Genomic DNA, 16,157 nt, shown 5'->3' on the forward strand with positions numbered 1-16,157 from the left:
TGTGTTTTACAGATAAGCACCAACGACCTTTCTGACGGTGATCAACGCCTGGCGCAACACGTCCTTGTCCACCGAGCCCAGCGCCAAGCGAATCGCGTGAGGCGTATGTGTCGAGACTGAAAACGGCTCGGCGGTGGTCACTGAAATCTGTTCGTGCATCAACTCCACGACAATCTGATCGGCGCGTACGTCTTCCGGCAGCGGTAGCCACAAAAAGTACGAGGACGGGTGAGTGATGCAGGGCAATCCGTGGAGCAATTCGGCGGCCATTGCCTGGCGAGCTCGCGCGTCATTACGTTTTTGCTCCTCAAGCAGAGTGACGGTGCCGTCATCGAGCCAACCGCAGGCTATCGCGGTCATTACTCCGGGGGTGTTCCAGGTGGTGGCGCGAATGACGCGCTCCAGTGCCGGCACCATGGGCACGGGCGCTGCGATGAAACCGACGCGCAGACCGGTGGCGATATTCTTGGAAAGACCGGAAACGTAAACCGTGCGCTCCGGCGCCAGTTCGACCAACGTTCGCGGTGGGTTTTCCACCAGAAAGGCGTAGGCCGCATCCTCGATAATCGTCAGATCATGCCGACGGGCAATCGAGACCAGTTGCTCGCGCTGCTCAAGTGGCATGACCCAGCCCAGCGGATTGTGCAGAGTCGGCATGCTGTACACGGCGCGCACCGAGCGGCTGCAACAGAGCTTGTCCAACGCCGCAAGATCAGGCCCTTGCTCGTTGATCGGGATCGCCACCACCTCCAGATGCAGCGCTTCGGCGAGCACTTTGAACCCGGAATAGGTCAGCGCATCCGCCGCAATCACATCGCCCGGCCTGAGCAACGCCATCAGCGTCACCGCCAGTCCTTGCTGGGCGCCGTTGACGATCAGCACTTGCTCGGCCTCGACGCTAACGCCACGGCTCAGCAAATGACGCGCGACCGACGCCCGCTCGTGCTGGCGACCGGCGTGGGGTTGATAACGCAGCAGCGACTCCAGGTCCCCGGACAATGCCAGTTGCCGCAACGCCGTGCGCAACAGATCAGCCTGCCCGGGCAAGGACGGGTAGTTGAAATTGAGGTCGATCATGCCGACCGCCACGTCCTTCTGATCAATGCCCTGCCCTGGCGACAAAGAGGTTTCCCGCACAAACGTGCCGCGCCCGGTTTCGCCGCTGACCAGGCCCATCGCCTCCAGCTCAGCGTACACCCGCGAGGCGGTGACCAGCGCCAGCCCTTCCCTTGCCGCCAGTTCTCGATGAGTCGGCAGTCGCGTGCCGGGCGCCAGGCGTCCGGAGCGAATGTCTGCCGCATAGGCATCAACAAGGGTTTTGTAGCGGGAGCGCGGCATGTCGGGATGTATCCATGACAATTTTTTGATTGTGCTGATTCTCGGCCTCATGCTGGCTCCAGCGCAACCCACCTCTGAGCGACCTCGTATGGAACGGACTGCAAACCTGACGAACCCGGCGCTGGAAAAAACCAGCGGCTGGATCAATGGCTTTATCGGCGTGGTGATCTTCAGCGGCTCGCTGCCGGCCACGCGCCTGGCGGTGCTGGAGTTCGACCCGGTGTTTCTCACCGTGGCGCGCGCGGCCATCGCCGGGGTCTTGGCGGTGATTCTGTTAGGGCTGTTTCGCGAACGGCGACCGGCGCGCAATCAATGGCTGTCGCTGTTCATTGTCGCGATGGGTGTGGTGCTGGGTTTTCCATTGCTGACGGCGCTGGCGTTGCAACACGTGACGTCGGCACATTCGATTGTGTTTGTAGGATTGCTGCCACTGGCGACGGCGATTTTCGGCGTACTGCGGGGTGGTGAACGTCCGCGCCCGGTGTTCTGGTTTTTTTCGGTGCTCGGTAGCGCTTTGGTGGTTGGTTTCGCCTTGTCGCAGGGTCTGACCGCATCGCCCACCGGTGATTTGCTGATGCTCGCAGCCATTCTGGCCTGCGGCCTCGGTTACGCTGAAGGCGCGAAACTGTCGCGAACCCTCGGTGGCTGGCAGGTGATCTGCTGGGCGCTGGTGTTGTCGCTGCCGCTGATGGCGCTGCTCAGCCTCTGGCTGGCGCCCGCCTCGTTCAACAACATCAGCCTGTCGGCGTGGCTATGTCTGGCCTATGTGTCGCTGTTCAGCATGCTGATCGGGTTTGTGTTCTGGTATCGAGGCTTGGCGCAGGGCGGGATCGCGGCCGTCGGTCAGTTGCAATTGCTACAACCGTTTTTCGGTTTGGCACTGGCGGCGACGTTGCTGCATGAGCAGGTCAGCGTTGGCATGCTGGCCGTGACATTGGGGGTGATTCTGTGTGTGGCGGGGGCGAAGAAATTCGCCAGATAAGCCTCAGACCCCCGCCTTCCACTCCCGAGGACTGAGCCCGGTCTTGCGCCGAAAAGCCCGGGCCAGCGCCGATGGGCTTTCATAGCCGACCTCTTCGGCGATCAGCGCAATTGGCCGGCCCTCGCGCAGACGTTTCTGCGCGAGGCTGACGCGCCAGCTCAGCAGATAATCCGCCGGGGGCTGGCCGACGACGCGACGAAACTGTTCGGCAAATCCGGCACGTGACAGGTTGGCCGCCGCCGCCAATTCGGCCACGCTCCATGGTTTGGCCGGTTGTTCATGCATCACGTTCAAGGCGCGGGACAGGCGCGGATCGGCCAGACCGGCCATCATTCCCGGCTGCTGGTCACGACGACTGATGAGATGACGCAACAGCAGAATCACCAGCAATTCGAACAGCCGATCCATCACCGCCACGCGCCCGCAATGACCTTCGAAAGCTTCCTTGAACAGCCATTCCAGAGTGCCGCCCAACTCGGGGATCTCGCTGAGTTTGAGCACCAGATAATCCGGCAGCGCCGCCGCCAAGGCATTGCCTGAGCCACCGTCAAACGTCAGCGTTGCGCAGACCAGTTGGGTGTCCATGGACTCGTCGGCCGACATGCGATGGGGAAACGGTCGGGGGAAAAAGATCAGCGACGGTTCGTTGAGCCTGACCTCGCGCTCGTTGCCCGGCTTGAGCAACAACTCGCCGGCTTGCAACAGATGCACATGACCATTCGTCTCGCCCTCATGAACGCTGACGCCGCAAAAGTCGCCGCTGTGAAAAGTGCCAGCATGTACAGCGAAATGGCTGAGCAAGGTGGAAAGGCGATCCATGGGCGACTCCTGGCGGGCATGTCTGGACGATCTGTCGCATATCCTCGACGATCCGCAGCCAAAGCACCAGACGCGCTCATTAACATCACCTCCATCGCCGGCGCACTTCGCGCCGGACTTTCGGAGAATCACCATGAGCCGCATCAACGCTATCAGCCTCGAATCCGCCACCGACGCCACCCGCCCAGTGCTGGAAGGCGTGAAGAAGAAAATCGGCTTCCTGCCCAACGTGTTCAGCACATTGGCCAAGGCACCGGTAGCCCTTGAAACCTACCTGCAAGCCTCGACGATACTCGGCAAAACCTCGCTGAGTGCCAAGGAGAAAGAAGCGGTTTACCTCGCCACGTCGCAGGTCAACGGTTGCGATTATTGCCTGTCGGCCCACACGTTCTTTGCAAGCAAGGCCGGGCTGTCAGCGCAAGACATCGTCGCGGCACGTCAGGGCGAACTCAACGCCTTCGCCGCCCTCGCCCAGCAAATCACCCAAAGCCGCGGCCACTTGAGCGACGAGCAGATCGCCGCCGCCCGCGCTGCCGGTATCGATGACAGCAAGATCATTGAAGTGATTGCGCTGGTGGCGGTGCAGTCGCTGACCAACTACCTGAACAACGCGGCGCTGACCGATATCGATTTCCCGGCGATCTGAAATCTGGCCACACACAAAATCAATGTGGGAGCTGGCTTGCCAGCGATGGCGGTGGGTCAATCGACTTCGACTTCGATGTCGACTGATCCGACCTCATCGCTGGCAAGCCAGCTCCCACAGGGATTGAGTTGCTCCTGCAAAAGGGCTTCAGTCGTGATCAACGCCCGCGCGCTTGAGCAATTTCTTGCAACGTTCCGACAGATGAAACACCTGCAAATGCTTGCCAGCCTTCTCATAGCGTTCACGCAAGGTTTTCAGCGCGGCAATCGCCGAATAATCGACAAAGCTCAGATGCCGGCAATCCAATGTCACCCGCGCCGGGTCATTGGCCGGGTCGAACTGATTCAGAAATTGCGTGGTCGAGGCGAAGAACAACGTGCCGTGCAGGCGATAGAGTTTGCTGCCATCGGCTTCCAGATGCTCATCGGCATACAGTTCACGCGCCTGTTGCCAGGCAAAATTCAGCGCGGCGATGATGATGCCGCACAGCACAGCGGTGGCCAGATCAGTGAACACGGTGATGGTGGTCACAGCGATGATCACCAGCACATCGTTGAGCGGCACTTTGTTCATCACGCGCAACGAGGCCCAGGCAAAGGTCTGCTGCGACACTACAAACATCACGCCCACCAGCGCCGCCAGCGGAATCCGCTCGATCAGCGGTGACAGAAACAAGATGAAAAGCAAAATCAGCACGCCCGCCACCACCCCGGACAGACGCCCGCGGCCGCCGGAACTCAGGTTGATGACGGTCTGACCGATCATCGCGCAACCGCCCATCCCACCGAATGCACCCGAGACCATGTTTGCCGCGCCGAGCGCCACGCACTCGCGATCCGGGTAGCCACGGGTTTCGGTGATTTCGTCGGTGAGGTTGAGGGTCAGCAGGGTTTCCAGCAGACCGACCAGCGCCATCAGGATGGCATACGGAGCGATGATGCCGAGGGTTTGCAGGCTCCACGGGATGTCCGGCAGCGCGAAAGTCGGCAGACCACCGGCAATGTGCGCCATGTCGCCAAGAGTGCGGGTCGGCAGGCCGAACAGGTAGACCAGCAGGCCCACGCCTAGAATCGCCACCAATGCTGGCGGCACCGAGCGGGTCAGGCGCGGCAGGATGTAGACGATGGCCATGGTCAGCAACACCAGCCCGGTCATGAGGTACAGCGGCGTGCCGCTGAGCCAGTGTTCACCGTTCTTGAAATGCTCCAGTTGCGCCAGCGCAATGATGATCGCCAGGCCGTTGACGAAGCCGAGCATTACCGGGTGCGGCACCATGCGCACCAGTTTGCCCAGACGCAACAGCCCGAACGCCATCATGATCAAGCCGCCGAGCAACACCGTCGCCAGCAGATATTGCACGCCGTGTTGCACCACCAACGCGACGATCACCACCGCCATCGAGCCCGCCGCGCCGGAGACCATCCCCGGCCGACCGCCGAACAACGCGGTCAGCGTACAAATGATGAAAGCGCCGTACAGGCCCATCAGCGGGTTGAGGTGGGCCACCAGTGCAAACGCAATGCATTCGGGCAACAGGGCAAACGAGGTGGTGAGTCCGGCCAGGACATCGGCGCGCAGACGAATCGGTTTCATGGCTTACCTGATTGAGCGGCCGACGAGCGCGGCCGCAATGTTCGCGGAAAAAGAGGGTTGCGGATGTTACGGAATTGTCCGGGATCGGGCCAGTGATCGCTGACACATGTCGACTCGCGGATTATGCTGGCGCGCTCCTGCATTCATCGAGTTCGAACATGTCTTCACTGCTGACCGCCCGTGAAGTTTGCCAGCGTCTGCGCGAGGCTGCGCTGGGCGTGCTTGCGTTCAGACTTTGCGAGACACCCTCCGAGGCCGGACTGGTCGCAGTGGATATCGAAGGCTGGCATCTGCTGCTGGATTTTGAGGGTGAACGGTTGCATCACTGTGAATACGCCCGCAGCGCCGATGGCCATGAGGGTGCGCTTGAGACGTGGCAGCGTTATGGCACCGATCCGGTGAGTTTGCTGAGCACTTGGGAACTGACGCAGATCGAGAGGTTGCTGATTGAATCTCCTCAGCCCTGACGCAAATCGAGCAGATAGGTGAAATAACCCGTATCCCGCACGTAACCCAGCGACTCGTACAAACCTTGCGCAGTGAAGTTGTCGGTCGCCGTTTCCAGTACCAGGCCTTTCGCCCCGGTCTCCAGTGCGAAGTCCCGCGCGGTGTTCATCAAAAGCCTGCCGACACCACGGCCACGCGCAGCCGGCGCTGTGAACAGATCGCTGAGCAGCCAAGTGCGATGGGCGTCGATGGACGAAAACGTCGGGTACAACTGGACGAAACCCAACCCCTCGCTGCTCTCATCCTGAGCAAGAAAAATCGCTGATTCGTTGCCGGCCATGCGCTCGGCAATGAACGCTCGCGATTGCTCAAGGTTCGACGGTTGTTCATAGAAACCGCGATAGGCGTCGAACAATTTTGCTACCGCGTCCAGATGTGTCGCGTTCGCCCGCAGTGCCTGAACAGTCATGGCCGTCATCCGTTTCAAATCAATGATCGAACCAGCATAGCGCTGGCCGCCGAGTGTGCCCCGGTGGATCCTGAGCATTTGATGCAGTTCATCTGGTCGGGGACCCGCCCCTAGACCACCACCGGCGGGTAGATGGGAGAGATTCGCGGGGTTTTGTTTGTGACTTCTAGCCCCCTGTAGGAGTGAGCCTGCTCGCGATGGCGCCCGGTCAGTCGATGATGCCTTGGTTTACAGAACGCTATCGCGAGCAGGCTCACTCCTTCAGGGATTTGTGATCAGAACACGATATCGGCGGCGGGTTTTACATCGATCCGCGCCACGGAACCGGTCAGGTGTGCCAGATCCTTGTTGTGTTCGGCAATGATGTCTTCGGCGCTCATGTTGCCGTTGTCGACGGTGGAATGTGCATCTGAGACGAGCACCACGTCGTAGCCCAGTTGATGGGCCTGGCGCACAGTGGCGTTAATGCAGTAGTCGGTTTGCAGGCCGCAGATCACCAGTTTTTCAAAGTCTTCGCTCGGCAGCAGTTTGCGCAGGTCGGTCTGGTAGAACGAATCCGGGGTGGTTTTGCGTACGCGCAGATCTTTGGCGGACGTCTCAAGCCCTTCGGCCAGTTGCCAGCCTTCAGCGCCGTGGGCCAGCGGACTGCCCTTTTCCTCATGCTGAATCAGCACCACCGCAACCCCGGCCTTTCGGGCGCGGGTGCTGAGGTCATTGATGGTGCCGATCACGCGCTGGATGTCGTGGCACTGGTATTCGCCCGAGCAAAGTGCGCGCTGGACGTCGATGATCAGTAATGCGGTGGTCATGGTGGGCCTTCCTTGATCGATCCTTGAGACAGGGGCGGACAGGCGCCCGCCCCCTTTTTACGCCTCTCAGTAACCCAATGACAATCCTGTGTTGCGCCGTGGATCGTTGGCACCGTAGAAGCGGTTTTTGCCTACCGGTTTCCCGCCGAGCGATGGTGCACCGACCAGAATCGCGGCGATATGGTTGGCGTCCTGCGGGCCGGCAAACTTGTGGCCCCAGCTCTCGAGGAGCTTCTTCGTATCCGGGCTGGCGGCGAAGTCTTCGAGGTTGGTTTCTTCCGGCATCCACTGCTGGTGAAAACGCGGCGCATCCACCGCTTCCTGCAAGCCCATGCCGTAGTCGATGACGTTGAGCATGGTCAGCAAGGTGGCCGTGATAATGCGGCTGCCACCCGGCGTGCCGACGACCATGACCACTTTGCCGTCCTTGGTGACGATGGTCGGACTCATCGACGACAGCGGCGCCTTACCCGGAGCGATGGCATTGGCTTCGCCCTGCACCAAGCCATACATGTTGGGCACGCCGACTTTCGAAGTGAAGTCATCCATTTCGTCGTTGAGGATCACCCCGGTCTTGCTCGCCATAACACCCGCACCGAACCAGTCGTTGAGCGTGTAGGTAACCGAGACCGCGTTGCCCCACTTGTCGACAATCGAATAATGGGTTGTGTTGCTGCCTTCATGGGGCGCAACGCCGGGTTTCAGTTCGGCCGACACACCCGCCTTTTGCGGCTGGATGGCGTTACGCAGTTTGGTCGCGTAGTTCTTGTCCAGCAGGTGCTCGATCGGGTTCTTCACGAAGTCCGGGTCGCCGAGGTAACTGTTGCGATCAACATAGGCGTGGCGCATCGCTTCGATCTGGTAGTGCATGCCCTGGGCCGAATGGAAGCCCAGATCCTTCATCGGATAGCCTTCAAGAATGTTCATGATCTGGCAGATCACCACCCCGCCAGAGCTTGGTGGCGGCGCCGACACCACGTGATAACCACGGTAATCACACTCTACCGGCGCCAGTTCGCGGGTCTTGTATTTGTCGAGATCGGCCTGGGTGATGATGCCTTTGTTGGCCTGACTGGACGTGACAATCGCATCGGCCACCCAGCCTTTATAGAAGCCGTCGGCGCCCTTTTCGGAAATGGTGCGCAGGGTTTTGCCGAGATCTTTCTGCACCAGTTTTTGCCCGACCTGCATCGGCTCGCCGTTGCTGAGGAAGATCGAACCGGAATCGCGCATGTCCTTTTTGAACACGTCCGTGGCGTACTCCAGCAACTCGACATCGCCTTGCTGTAACTCGAAACCGTCTTCAGCCAGTTTGATCGCCGGGGCGATCATCTCTTTGCGCTGCTTGGTGCCGTACTTGCTCAGCGCCAGCTCCATGCCGGATACAGTGCCCGGCACGCCGACCGCCAAATGGCCACGGGTACTCAGATCCGGGATGACGTTGCCGTCCTTGTCGAGGTACATATTGGCGGTCGCGGCCAGAGGGGCCTTTTCGCGGAAATCGAGGAAGGTCTTGCGCCCATCCGCCAGTTGAATGGTCATGAAACCGCCACCACCGAGGTTGCCTGCCGCGGGATAGACCACCGCCAGCGCATAACCCACCGCAACCGCCGCATCGACGGCGTTGCCACCGCTTTTCAACACATCGACACCGACATGCGTGGCCAGATGTTGCGCGGTGACCACCATGCCATTTTCGGCGGCAACCGGTGCCACCGAGGCGGCGTGAGCCATAAGGCAGCTGAGTGCCAGTGAGGTCGCTATCAGCGATTTGGCCAAAGGTTCGTACTTCATGAGTCGATCTCTTTTTTGTTTTCAGGGTCTGTGCAAAACAGAGGCGAACGCTTCAAAAGCAACAAGCAGTATGGTCGGGTTTGCGGTTTGCGCCTCCCCGGTCAGGCAGTATGCTGGGTGCCGTCGCCGCCCCGATCTGGAGTCAGTCCCCATGCCCTACACGTTCATCACCCTGCCCTCGCCGGTCGGTGAGTTGAAGCTGGTCGCGAACGGTTCACGCCTGGCGGCCATCCTCTGGGAAAACGATAAACCCAACCGGGTGCGCCTTGGGCCGATGAGTGAGGCGGTGGACAGTCCGATCCTGTTGAAAACCGCGCGGCAACTTGAAGAATATTTCGCCGGGAAGCGTGACTGTTTTGATCTGGAACTGGATTTCGATGGCACCGACTTTCAGAAAAAGGTCTGGACGGCGCTGCTGACTATTCCATTCGGCGAGACGCGCACCTACAGCCAGATTGCCGAACAGATAGGCAATCCCAGCGCCGTGCGGGCAGTGGGCGCAGCGAACGGACGCAACCCGATCTCCATTGTCGCGCCGTGTCATCGGGTGATCGGCGCGTCGGGGAAGCTGACCGGATTTGCCGGGGGACTTGAGGCGAAAGAGCGCTTGCTGACCCTGGAGGGTGGCAACTGGTCCACGGTTGGCAAAACCGGGGATCTGTTTTAGTCAGTCAATACAGATCAAGAGATCGCGGCCTTCGGCAGCTCCTACCTGGAATGCGTTTACCTGTAGTAGCTGCCGAAGGCTGCGATCTTTTTATTTATTGGGCAAAAAGGTTATTCATCGCCGCATACTGCAACAGCATGATGGTCTTGGCGTCGCAGATCTCACCGCGCTGAAACGCTGCCAACGCGTCATCGAATCGCCACTCCAACACTTCCAGTTCTTCGGTCTCTTCTTCCAGTCCACCGCCCTCGCCGACCTTCGATGCCGAGTCGTATTCGGCAATGAAAAAGTGCAGCTTCTCGGTCACCGAGCCGGGACTCATGTAGGCCTCGAATACTTTCTTCACATCGTGCACGCGGTAACCGGTTTCCTCCTCGGCTTCATCGCGAATCCGTTGCTCCGGTGCAGCACCTTCAAGCAACCCGGCAGCCACCTCGATCAGCAAACCATCATGACCATTGACGAACACTGGCAAACGAAACTGCCGGGTCAGCACCACCGTGCGTTGCTCGCGGTTGAACAACAGAATCGCAGCGCCATTGCCACGGTCATAAACCTCACGGGTCTGACGCTGCCACTCGCCGTTGTTGCGGTGATAGTCGAAGGTAATTTTCTTCAGCAGATACCAGTCATGGGACAACACCTGAGTGTCGACGATGTTGACCCGCTCGGCTGTGTTGGACATGACGCTTGATCCTTTTCATTGAAGGCCCCTGGGTAGGTAAAAGCCCTTTTTTGTGAACGAAAAAACGAAACCCTATACCGCCCCACAAACTATGTCGAAATATCCTACAGACATCGCCTACTCGCCCGACTTCTTTCCTGATTGATCCCCCGCAAAGTCCCCGCACCTTTTTGATGTGCGCGAGAGACTGCGAATGCTTCCAACCGATCGGCTTCTGGCCCAGAACAACAGCATCGGCCTGCTCGTTGTTGCTGCTTTGAATCCCGACGAGCCGGACTTCGAACACCTGATCCGCGAATTCCGCCTGTGTCTGAACAACTACGACGCCTGGGCCGAGCAGTTCTGGACGGGGACGGCGCTGGATGTCGAGCAGGTCTTCACCGTCGGCAACGACGTGCGCCTCAGCGTGCCGATCAAGTCGCGCCAGCCGCTCAGTTCATCGGTGGTCATGTGCTCCGCCAGCGGGGCGTTGACGCTGGTGCATATGTTCGAGGCCGCGAGATTTGTGCCGATTGGCAACACCCCGGTAACCCTTGAACCGGTGATTGCCGATGTCGGCGGCGTGCTGACTTTCGGCGAACCACGGCACTACACCATCGGCCCCAGCGGCAATCTGCAGGTGACCGATTGCGATCGGGGCCAGCGTTATCGCATAACCTTCTTTCCCGATGTGTCCACCGACCATGTGCGTGCTCTGTATGCCTCTTATGAAGGTGTCATTGCAGGCCTGGACGGCTGGCTGCGCGCTGAGTGGGCAGGGTTTCAACCACAGTGGACGGAGTTTTCCAGCGCTGGATTTCTTGAGCGTTACGGTCAGTTGCAACAGGCCGACTGGCGCGGATTCGAGAAAGCCCTGAACGGCGTTTGGGATGACATCAAACAGGTATTCGCCCTGCTCGCCGACTTGCAGGCCAACAGCGAAAAACTTCTGGAATACCTCAGCGAGGCCGAGCTTGAGGCGTTGTTGAATGCCTCCAGCGAGGCCATCGCCAACGGCCTGTTGATCCTCAGTGACGAACCACTGCTGTTCATTCATCTGGCCGCGTTTACCAGTTGGCTGAAGATGCTGCCGCCGCAGTATCTGGCCGAAGTGGTGGCCGAGGTTCGGGCCGAACTGCTGGTCAGTTTTCTGCTGATGGGGTTGTCGGGTGGCGTCGGCGTGCCGCTGCGCTTGAGCAGCAAAGTGCTGGCGAAGATCAAGTCGCCGCGGACGCGGGAATGGCTGGCGGCGTCGGCGTTGCGACTCGCGGAATTAACGTCAGCGCCGGAACTGAACAAACATGCGGGCGCGTTGAAGCCGCTGATGTTTCACGCGCGTGACGTTGAGTTGAAACCGACACCGTCGATACCGCTGAACATTCGTCAGGCCGATTCGCTGGTGTTGACCGTGCCGAATCCGGCGCCAGTTGTGCGGGACAAGTCTGGCGGTTCGAGCCGAATGGAACGGCATGAGCCTCACGACGACTCGCCGGATCAGGCGAAAAACCCCAACGGCGACAGCGCTGATTGCGTGCTGCGCACCTGCACCAACGGCTGCCCGGTGTCGATGGTCACCGGTGAAGAACTGCTGACCCTGAGCGATGCGCTGCTCGATGGCGTGTTGCCGTTTGAGTTCACACGGTTGTATCGCAGCAGTGCCGCCGAGATCAATGTCGGGTTGGGCTTTGGCTGGAGCCATTCGCTGGCTCATCGGCTGGAGTTTGCCGGCGACGAGGTGGTCTGGGTCGATCACGAAAACCGGCGTACGCGGTTTCCGTTGCCGAGCGCTGAACGACCGGCGATTCACAACAGCCTGTCGCGGGCGGCGATTTTTCTCGGTGATGAACCGGAGGAGCTAATTCTCGCGCTGGCCGTGGAAACGGCGCGGTTCTATCACTTTCGCGCAGGACGGCTGACGGCGATCGGCGATGCCTATGGCAATCGTCTGACGGTGCAGCGCGATCGCTCTGACCGGGTGCAGCGACTGGACAACGGCGCCGGGCGTTCGCTGTTGTTGCGGTATGACCGGGCGCAGTTGCTGGGTGTGGATTACCAGGTGATTCGCGACGGTGCCTGGAGTACCGAGCAAGCGCTGGTCAGTTACCGCTACGACGCCTACCGGAACCTGATCGAAGCGACCAACGCCGTCGGTGACAGCGAGCGTTACGACTACGACGACGCCCATGTGATCCTGCAGCGGCAGTTGGCCGGCGGCGCGAGTTTCTTTTGGGAGTGGGAACGGTCGGGGAAAGCCGCTCGGTGTATCAGGCACTGGGCATCGTTCTCGCAGATGAACACGCGTTACGTTTGGGCGGACGACGGCAGTGTCGCGGTGCATTACGTCGATGGCACCGAAGAGACGTACGTTCACGACGAGCGTGCGCGGCTGGTGCGCAAGGTTGAAGCCGACGGTGGTGAGCAGCTCAAGGCCTATGACTCATCGGGTCGCTTGATCGCCGAGCAGGATGCCTTGGGCGCGGTCACCGAATACCGCTACGACGAGGTCGGACGGCTGGTGGCGCTGATTCCACCGGATGAGGCGCCCACGTTCTACGAGTATCGAAACGGTTTCCTGCATAAACGCTCTCGCGGTGACGCGGTGTGGATCTACCGGCGCAATGACGAGGGTGATGTCACCGAAGCGGTCGACCCCGATGGCCAGGTCACCCATTACTACTACGACACCCGGGGTCAGTTGCTGTCGATCCGTAATCCGGACACCAGCCGGCATCGACTGGTCTGGAACAGCCTCGGCCAGTTGACCGAGGAAACCCTGCCCGACGGTGGCGTGCGACGCTTTTCCTACGACGCGTTGGGACGGCGGACCACGACCGCCGACGAACACGGTGCAGTCACCCGTCAACATTGGGATGCCATCGGCCGACTGATCCAGACGACTTTTCCTACCGGCAGCACCCGCGCCTACAGCTACGGCGCTTACGGTCAGGTCACCGCCGAGCGCGATGAACTGGGGCGCATCACCCGTTACGAATACGACGACGATCTGCATCTGGTCTCCCGACGGATCAATCCTGACGGCACGCGGGTGCAATACCGCTACGACCATGCGCGACTGCTGCTGACGGAAATCGAAAACGAGTCCGGCGAAAAGTACCGACTCGACTACACGCCGACCGGGCTGATTCGTCAGGAAAGCGATTTTGACGGCCGGCGCACCGCGTATGCCTATGACCTCAACGGCCATCTGCTGGAAAAGACCGAGTTCGGCGATGACGGTTCGCAACTGGTCACTGCGTATAAGCGCGATGCCGCCGGGCATCTTCTGGTTAAAACCCTGCCCGACGGGACAAAGGTCACTTATCAATACGACCGCCTCGGCCGACTGGTGGGTGTTGATGACGGCCAGCAACACCCGCTGGCCTTCGAGTACGACCGCCAGAACCGCTTGATCACCGAGCATCAGGGCTGGGGCACCCTGCGTTACCGCTACGACGCCTGCGGCCAGCTCAAGCGCATGCGTCTGCCGGACAACAGCCTGCTCGACTACCACCACGCCAAGGGTGGCGCGCTGACCGGCATCGACCTCAACGGCGCGCCGCTGACTCGTCACGTCTACCAGTCCGGGCGCGAACAACAACGTCAGCAGGGCCTGCTGCTCAGCGAATATACCTACGACGATCAAGGACGATTACTCGCCCACGCCGTAGGCCATCAGCGCGATGCACTGTACCGCCGTGATTATGCCTACAGCGCCAATGGCAATCTCGCGCACATCGCTGACAGCCGCCACGGCCAGCGCACCTACGGCTACGACGCCCTTGATCGGCTGATCCGCGTACGTCACTCGCGCGACGAGCTGCCGGAATCCTTCGCCCACGACCCGGCCGGCAACCTGCTGATGCAGGACCGCCCCGGCCCGAGCCAGATCAAGGGCAACCGTCTGCTCATGCAGGGCGACCGCCACTACGACTACGACGCCTTCGGCAACCTGATCCGCGAACGTCGTGGCCGCGCACAGACACTGGTCACCGAATACCGTTACGACAGCCAGCACCGCCTGATCGGCCTGACCCGCCCCGACGGCCAGACCACATCCTACCAATACGACGCTTTCGGCCGACGCATCAGCAAAACCATCAACGGCGAGACCACCGAATTCTTCTGGCAAGGTGACCACCTCGTCGCCGAAAGCAGCGAAAGCGAATACCGCAGCTACGTCTACGAACCCGGCACCTTCCGCCCGCTGGCGCTGCTCGACGGCAAAGGCCCACAAAAAGCCTGCCCCTTCTACTACCAACTCGACCACCTCGGCACCCCGCAAGAACTCACCGACTACAGCGGCGACATCGTCTGGTCCGCGCAATACGACGCCTACGGCAAAGTCGCCGCACTGACCCTGGCCGACGACTGCCTGAACCAGCCGCTGCGCTTTCAGGGGCAATATTTCGATGCGGAAAGCGGGCTGCATTACAACCGGCATCGGTATTACGACCCGAGGTTGGGGCGGTATCTGACACCGGATCCGATCGAGTTGGCCGGTGGGTTGAACCAGTACCAGTACGTGCCGAATCCGACGGGGTGGGTGGATCCGTCGGGGTTGAGTTCCAATTGCCCGCCGCCGAATAAGCCTGGGTGTGAGGTGCCGGGTGGAGCAGACGGGGCTAAGGTAGATGAAGGAGAGCCCGAGCACCCTACGCCGAAAAGCAAACAAGAGTATCTGTACCGTGGAGACTTGAGAGACCCCTCGGATATCTTCGTGAATGGTTTCAAAAGCAAGGGAGATAGCATGGATCTGCTGCTTCATTCAATTGACAGCGATTTCCCACCAAGCGGCTTCATCAGTACTTCCCCCTCCAGAGATGTGGGAATAGAGTTCGCTACAGGTTTTTTCACAAGAACCGGCTTCCTTTACACCCTCAGAAAAGTCTCAGGACACGACCTAAAAAAAGAACTCGGTTCCAGTTACAAGTTTGGTAGAGAGCAAGAGATTGCTATCCCCCGAATAATAAAAAATGAAGACATCCTGGGCGCCACCATCATCACTGACGAAGGCAAAGAGTTCGGCTACTCAATCCCTAACCCCCACAGGAGAATAGACAAATGATTTCAAAAATTGAAATAGTTATCAGCACTGGAAATACGACAAAAAAAACCGATCTACTTTGCGACAACGAGTCAATATCCATAACTGCAAGCCTAGAAAACGATAAACCCAGAACATATATTGAAAGCAATTTTTATAAATGCTTCGGACTATTGCGTAAAGCCAACCCTCACATAACATTTTTCTGTAAGGGTGCGAAAATTAATGTTCACCCATCAAGCATGTCCACGCAAATGTCTCTAGGCTTAAAGGCATACGAGTTGGAGGCAGGTAAGGAGCCATCCCTTGCCGATTTGGTATTCATATTTGATTACGAGGATCAACAATTGACTAACGATCCAGAGGAGCAGCGTGCTTTCTACTTGAACTGGATAAAATCTACAACCAAGGAATAAAACCCCAGAACACAGTTTAAAAAACCCTATAAAGCCAATTACAAAAAATTGCCGCACATGAAAAAGGTATCAATTGAAATCATCAAGTCTTTAAATCGAGAAAGAGCAAGCATTGTGATAGATCGAATAACAAAGACACTTATCTTCACTATGAAAAACGGTAAATCCAGCACACACATCGCCTCCGACTTATATATTTGCTTTGGCTTGATCAGATCAGACTTCCCCGACATCAAATTTCTATGCAAAGGCGCCAAAATAAACGTCCACCCTTCCCGCATGAGTTCCCAAATGTCAGCAGGCCTGGTTGCTTACGAAGTCAGGACGGGGCATCCAACCGATGAAGAAGACATCGTCCGTATCTTTGACTACGAAGAAAACGATCTAACGAACGACATAGAAGAGCAGAAGAAACACTACCAACGATGGATTGACTCGATCAAGGCTACCCATCAGCTACCTACTTGAA

General features: G+C 59.0%; 14 protein-coding genes. 7 read left to right on the forward strand and 7 right to left on the reverse strand.

Annotated features, from left to right (window positions below):
* Positions 1 to 6 precede the first annotated feature (6 nt).
* Entirely contained in the window at positions 7 to 1,338 is a 1,332-nt protein-coding gene (locus PSH79_RS16875; protein ID WP_305438544.1) for a PLP-dependent aminotransferase family protein, read from the reverse strand.
* 88 nt (positions 1,339 to 1,426) lie between these two features.
* Here PSH79_RS16875 and PSH79_RS16880 point away from each other — a divergent pair, with 88 nt between their 5' ends.
* Entirely contained in the window at positions 1,427 to 2,320 is an 894-nt protein-coding gene (locus tag PSH79_RS16880; protein ID WP_305438545.1) for a DMT family transporter, read from the forward strand.
* 3 nt (positions 2,321 to 2,323) lie between these two features.
* Here PSH79_RS16880 and PSH79_RS16885 read toward each other — a convergent pair whose 3' ends face one another.
* Positions 2,324 to 3,139, reverse strand: a complete 816-nt coding sequence (locus PSH79_RS16885; protein ID WP_305438547.1) for an AraC family transcriptional regulator — start codon at positions 3,137 to 3,139, stop codon at positions 2,324 to 2,326.
* 133 nt (positions 3,140 to 3,272) lie between these two features.
* On the opposite strand from PSH79_RS16885, the gene PSH79_RS16890 reads away from it, so the two are divergent.
* The gene (locus PSH79_RS16890) at positions 3,273 to 3,785 is read left to right on the forward strand and encodes a carboxymuconolactone decarboxylase family protein (RefSeq protein WP_305438548.1); all 513 of its coding nucleotides are present in this window, start codon (positions 3,273 to 3,275) and stop codon (positions 3,783 to 3,785) included.
* Between the two features lie 147 nt (positions 3,786 to 3,932).
* On the opposite strand, the gene PSH79_RS16895 is transcribed toward PSH79_RS16890, so the two are convergent.
* Complete coding sequence (locus PSH79_RS16895; protein ID WP_305438549.1) at positions 3,933 to 5,378, reverse strand: SulP family inorganic anion transporter; 1,446 nt, start codon at positions 5,376 to 5,378, stop codon at positions 3,933 to 3,935.
* Positions 5,379 to 5,536: 158 nt separating this feature from the next.
* On the opposite strand from PSH79_RS16895, the gene PSH79_RS16900 reads away from it, so the two are divergent.
* Positions 5,537 to 5,845, forward strand: a complete 309-nt coding sequence (locus PSH79_RS16900) for a hypothetical protein (protein ID WP_305438550.1) — start codon at positions 5,537 to 5,539, stop codon at positions 5,843 to 5,845.
* On the opposite strand, the gene PSH79_RS16905 is transcribed toward PSH79_RS16900, so the two are convergent.
* From PSH79_RS16905 to ggt, 3 genes are all read right to left on the reverse strand, one after another.
* Positions 5,836 to 6,294, reverse strand: coding sequence for an N-acetyltransferase (locus tag PSH79_RS16905; protein ID WP_305438552.1), 459 nt, complete (start codon positions 6,292 to 6,294; stop codon positions 5,836 to 5,838). The genes PSH79_RS16900 and PSH79_RS16905 overlap by 10 nt on opposite strands.
* Before the next feature lie 275 nt (positions 6,295 to 6,569).
* A complete protein-coding gene (locus tag PSH79_RS16910) occupies positions 6,570 to 7,103 on the reverse strand; it encodes a cysteine hydrolase family protein (RefSeq protein ID WP_305438554.1) in 534 nt (177 codons plus the stop codon).
* A 66-nt stretch (positions 7,104 to 7,169) separates the two neighbouring features.
* Positions 7,170 to 8,897, reverse strand: a complete 1,728-nt coding sequence (ggt, locus tag PSH79_RS16915; RefSeq protein ID WP_305438555.1) for a gamma-glutamyltransferase — start codon at positions 8,895 to 8,897, stop codon at positions 7,170 to 7,172.
* A gap of 151 nt (positions 8,898 to 9,048) precedes the next feature.
* On the opposite strand from ggt, the gene PSH79_RS16920 reads away from it, so the two are divergent.
* Positions 9,049 to 9,564 carry a methylated-DNA--[protein]-cysteine S-methyltransferase gene (locus PSH79_RS16920; protein WP_305438556.1) on the forward strand — a complete coding sequence of 172 codons (516 nt, stop codon included), beginning with the start codon at positions 9,049 to 9,051 and terminating at the stop codon, positions 9,562 to 9,564.
* A gap of 94 nt (positions 9,565 to 9,658) precedes the next feature.
* On the opposite strand, the gene PSH79_RS16925 is transcribed toward PSH79_RS16920, so the two are convergent.
* Positions 9,659 to 10,249 (reverse strand): NUDIX domain-containing protein, encoded by a 591-nt coding sequence (locus tag PSH79_RS16925; RefSeq protein ID WP_305438557.1) that lies wholly within the window; start codon positions 10,247 to 10,249, stop codon positions 9,659 to 9,661.
* Positions 10,250 to 10,442: 193 nt separating this feature from the next.
* Here PSH79_RS16925 and PSH79_RS16930 point away from each other — a divergent pair, with 193 nt between their 5' ends.
* From PSH79_RS16930 to PSH79_RS16940, 3 genes are read left to right on the forward strand one after another with little or no spacing between them, the layout of a single operon-like run.
* Positions 10,443 to 15,293: an RHS repeat-associated core domain-containing protein gene (locus PSH79_RS16930; protein WP_305438559.1), complete on the forward strand. Its 4,851-nt coding sequence runs from the start codon at positions 10,443 to 10,445 to the stop codon at positions 15,291 to 15,293.
* Positions 15,290 to 15,688, forward strand: a complete 399-nt coding sequence (locus tag PSH79_RS16935) for a hypothetical protein (protein ID WP_305438560.1) — start codon at positions 15,290 to 15,292, stop codon at positions 15,686 to 15,688. The genes PSH79_RS16930 and PSH79_RS16935 overlap by 4 nt, the downstream gene beginning before the upstream one ends.
* A 57-nt stretch (positions 15,689 to 15,745) precedes the next feature.
* On the forward strand, positions 15,746 to 16,156 hold the full coding sequence (locus PSH79_RS16940; RefSeq protein WP_305438561.1) for a hypothetical protein: 411 nt from the start codon (positions 15,746 to 15,748) through the stop codon (positions 16,154 to 16,156).
* Position 16,157 lies beyond the last annotated feature (1 nt).

Origin of the sequence: Pseudomonas sp. FP2196 (genome assembly GCF_030687715.1) — a bacterium.
GTDB lineage: Bacteria > Pseudomonadota > Gammaproteobacteria > Pseudomonadales > Pseudomonadaceae > Aquipseudomonas.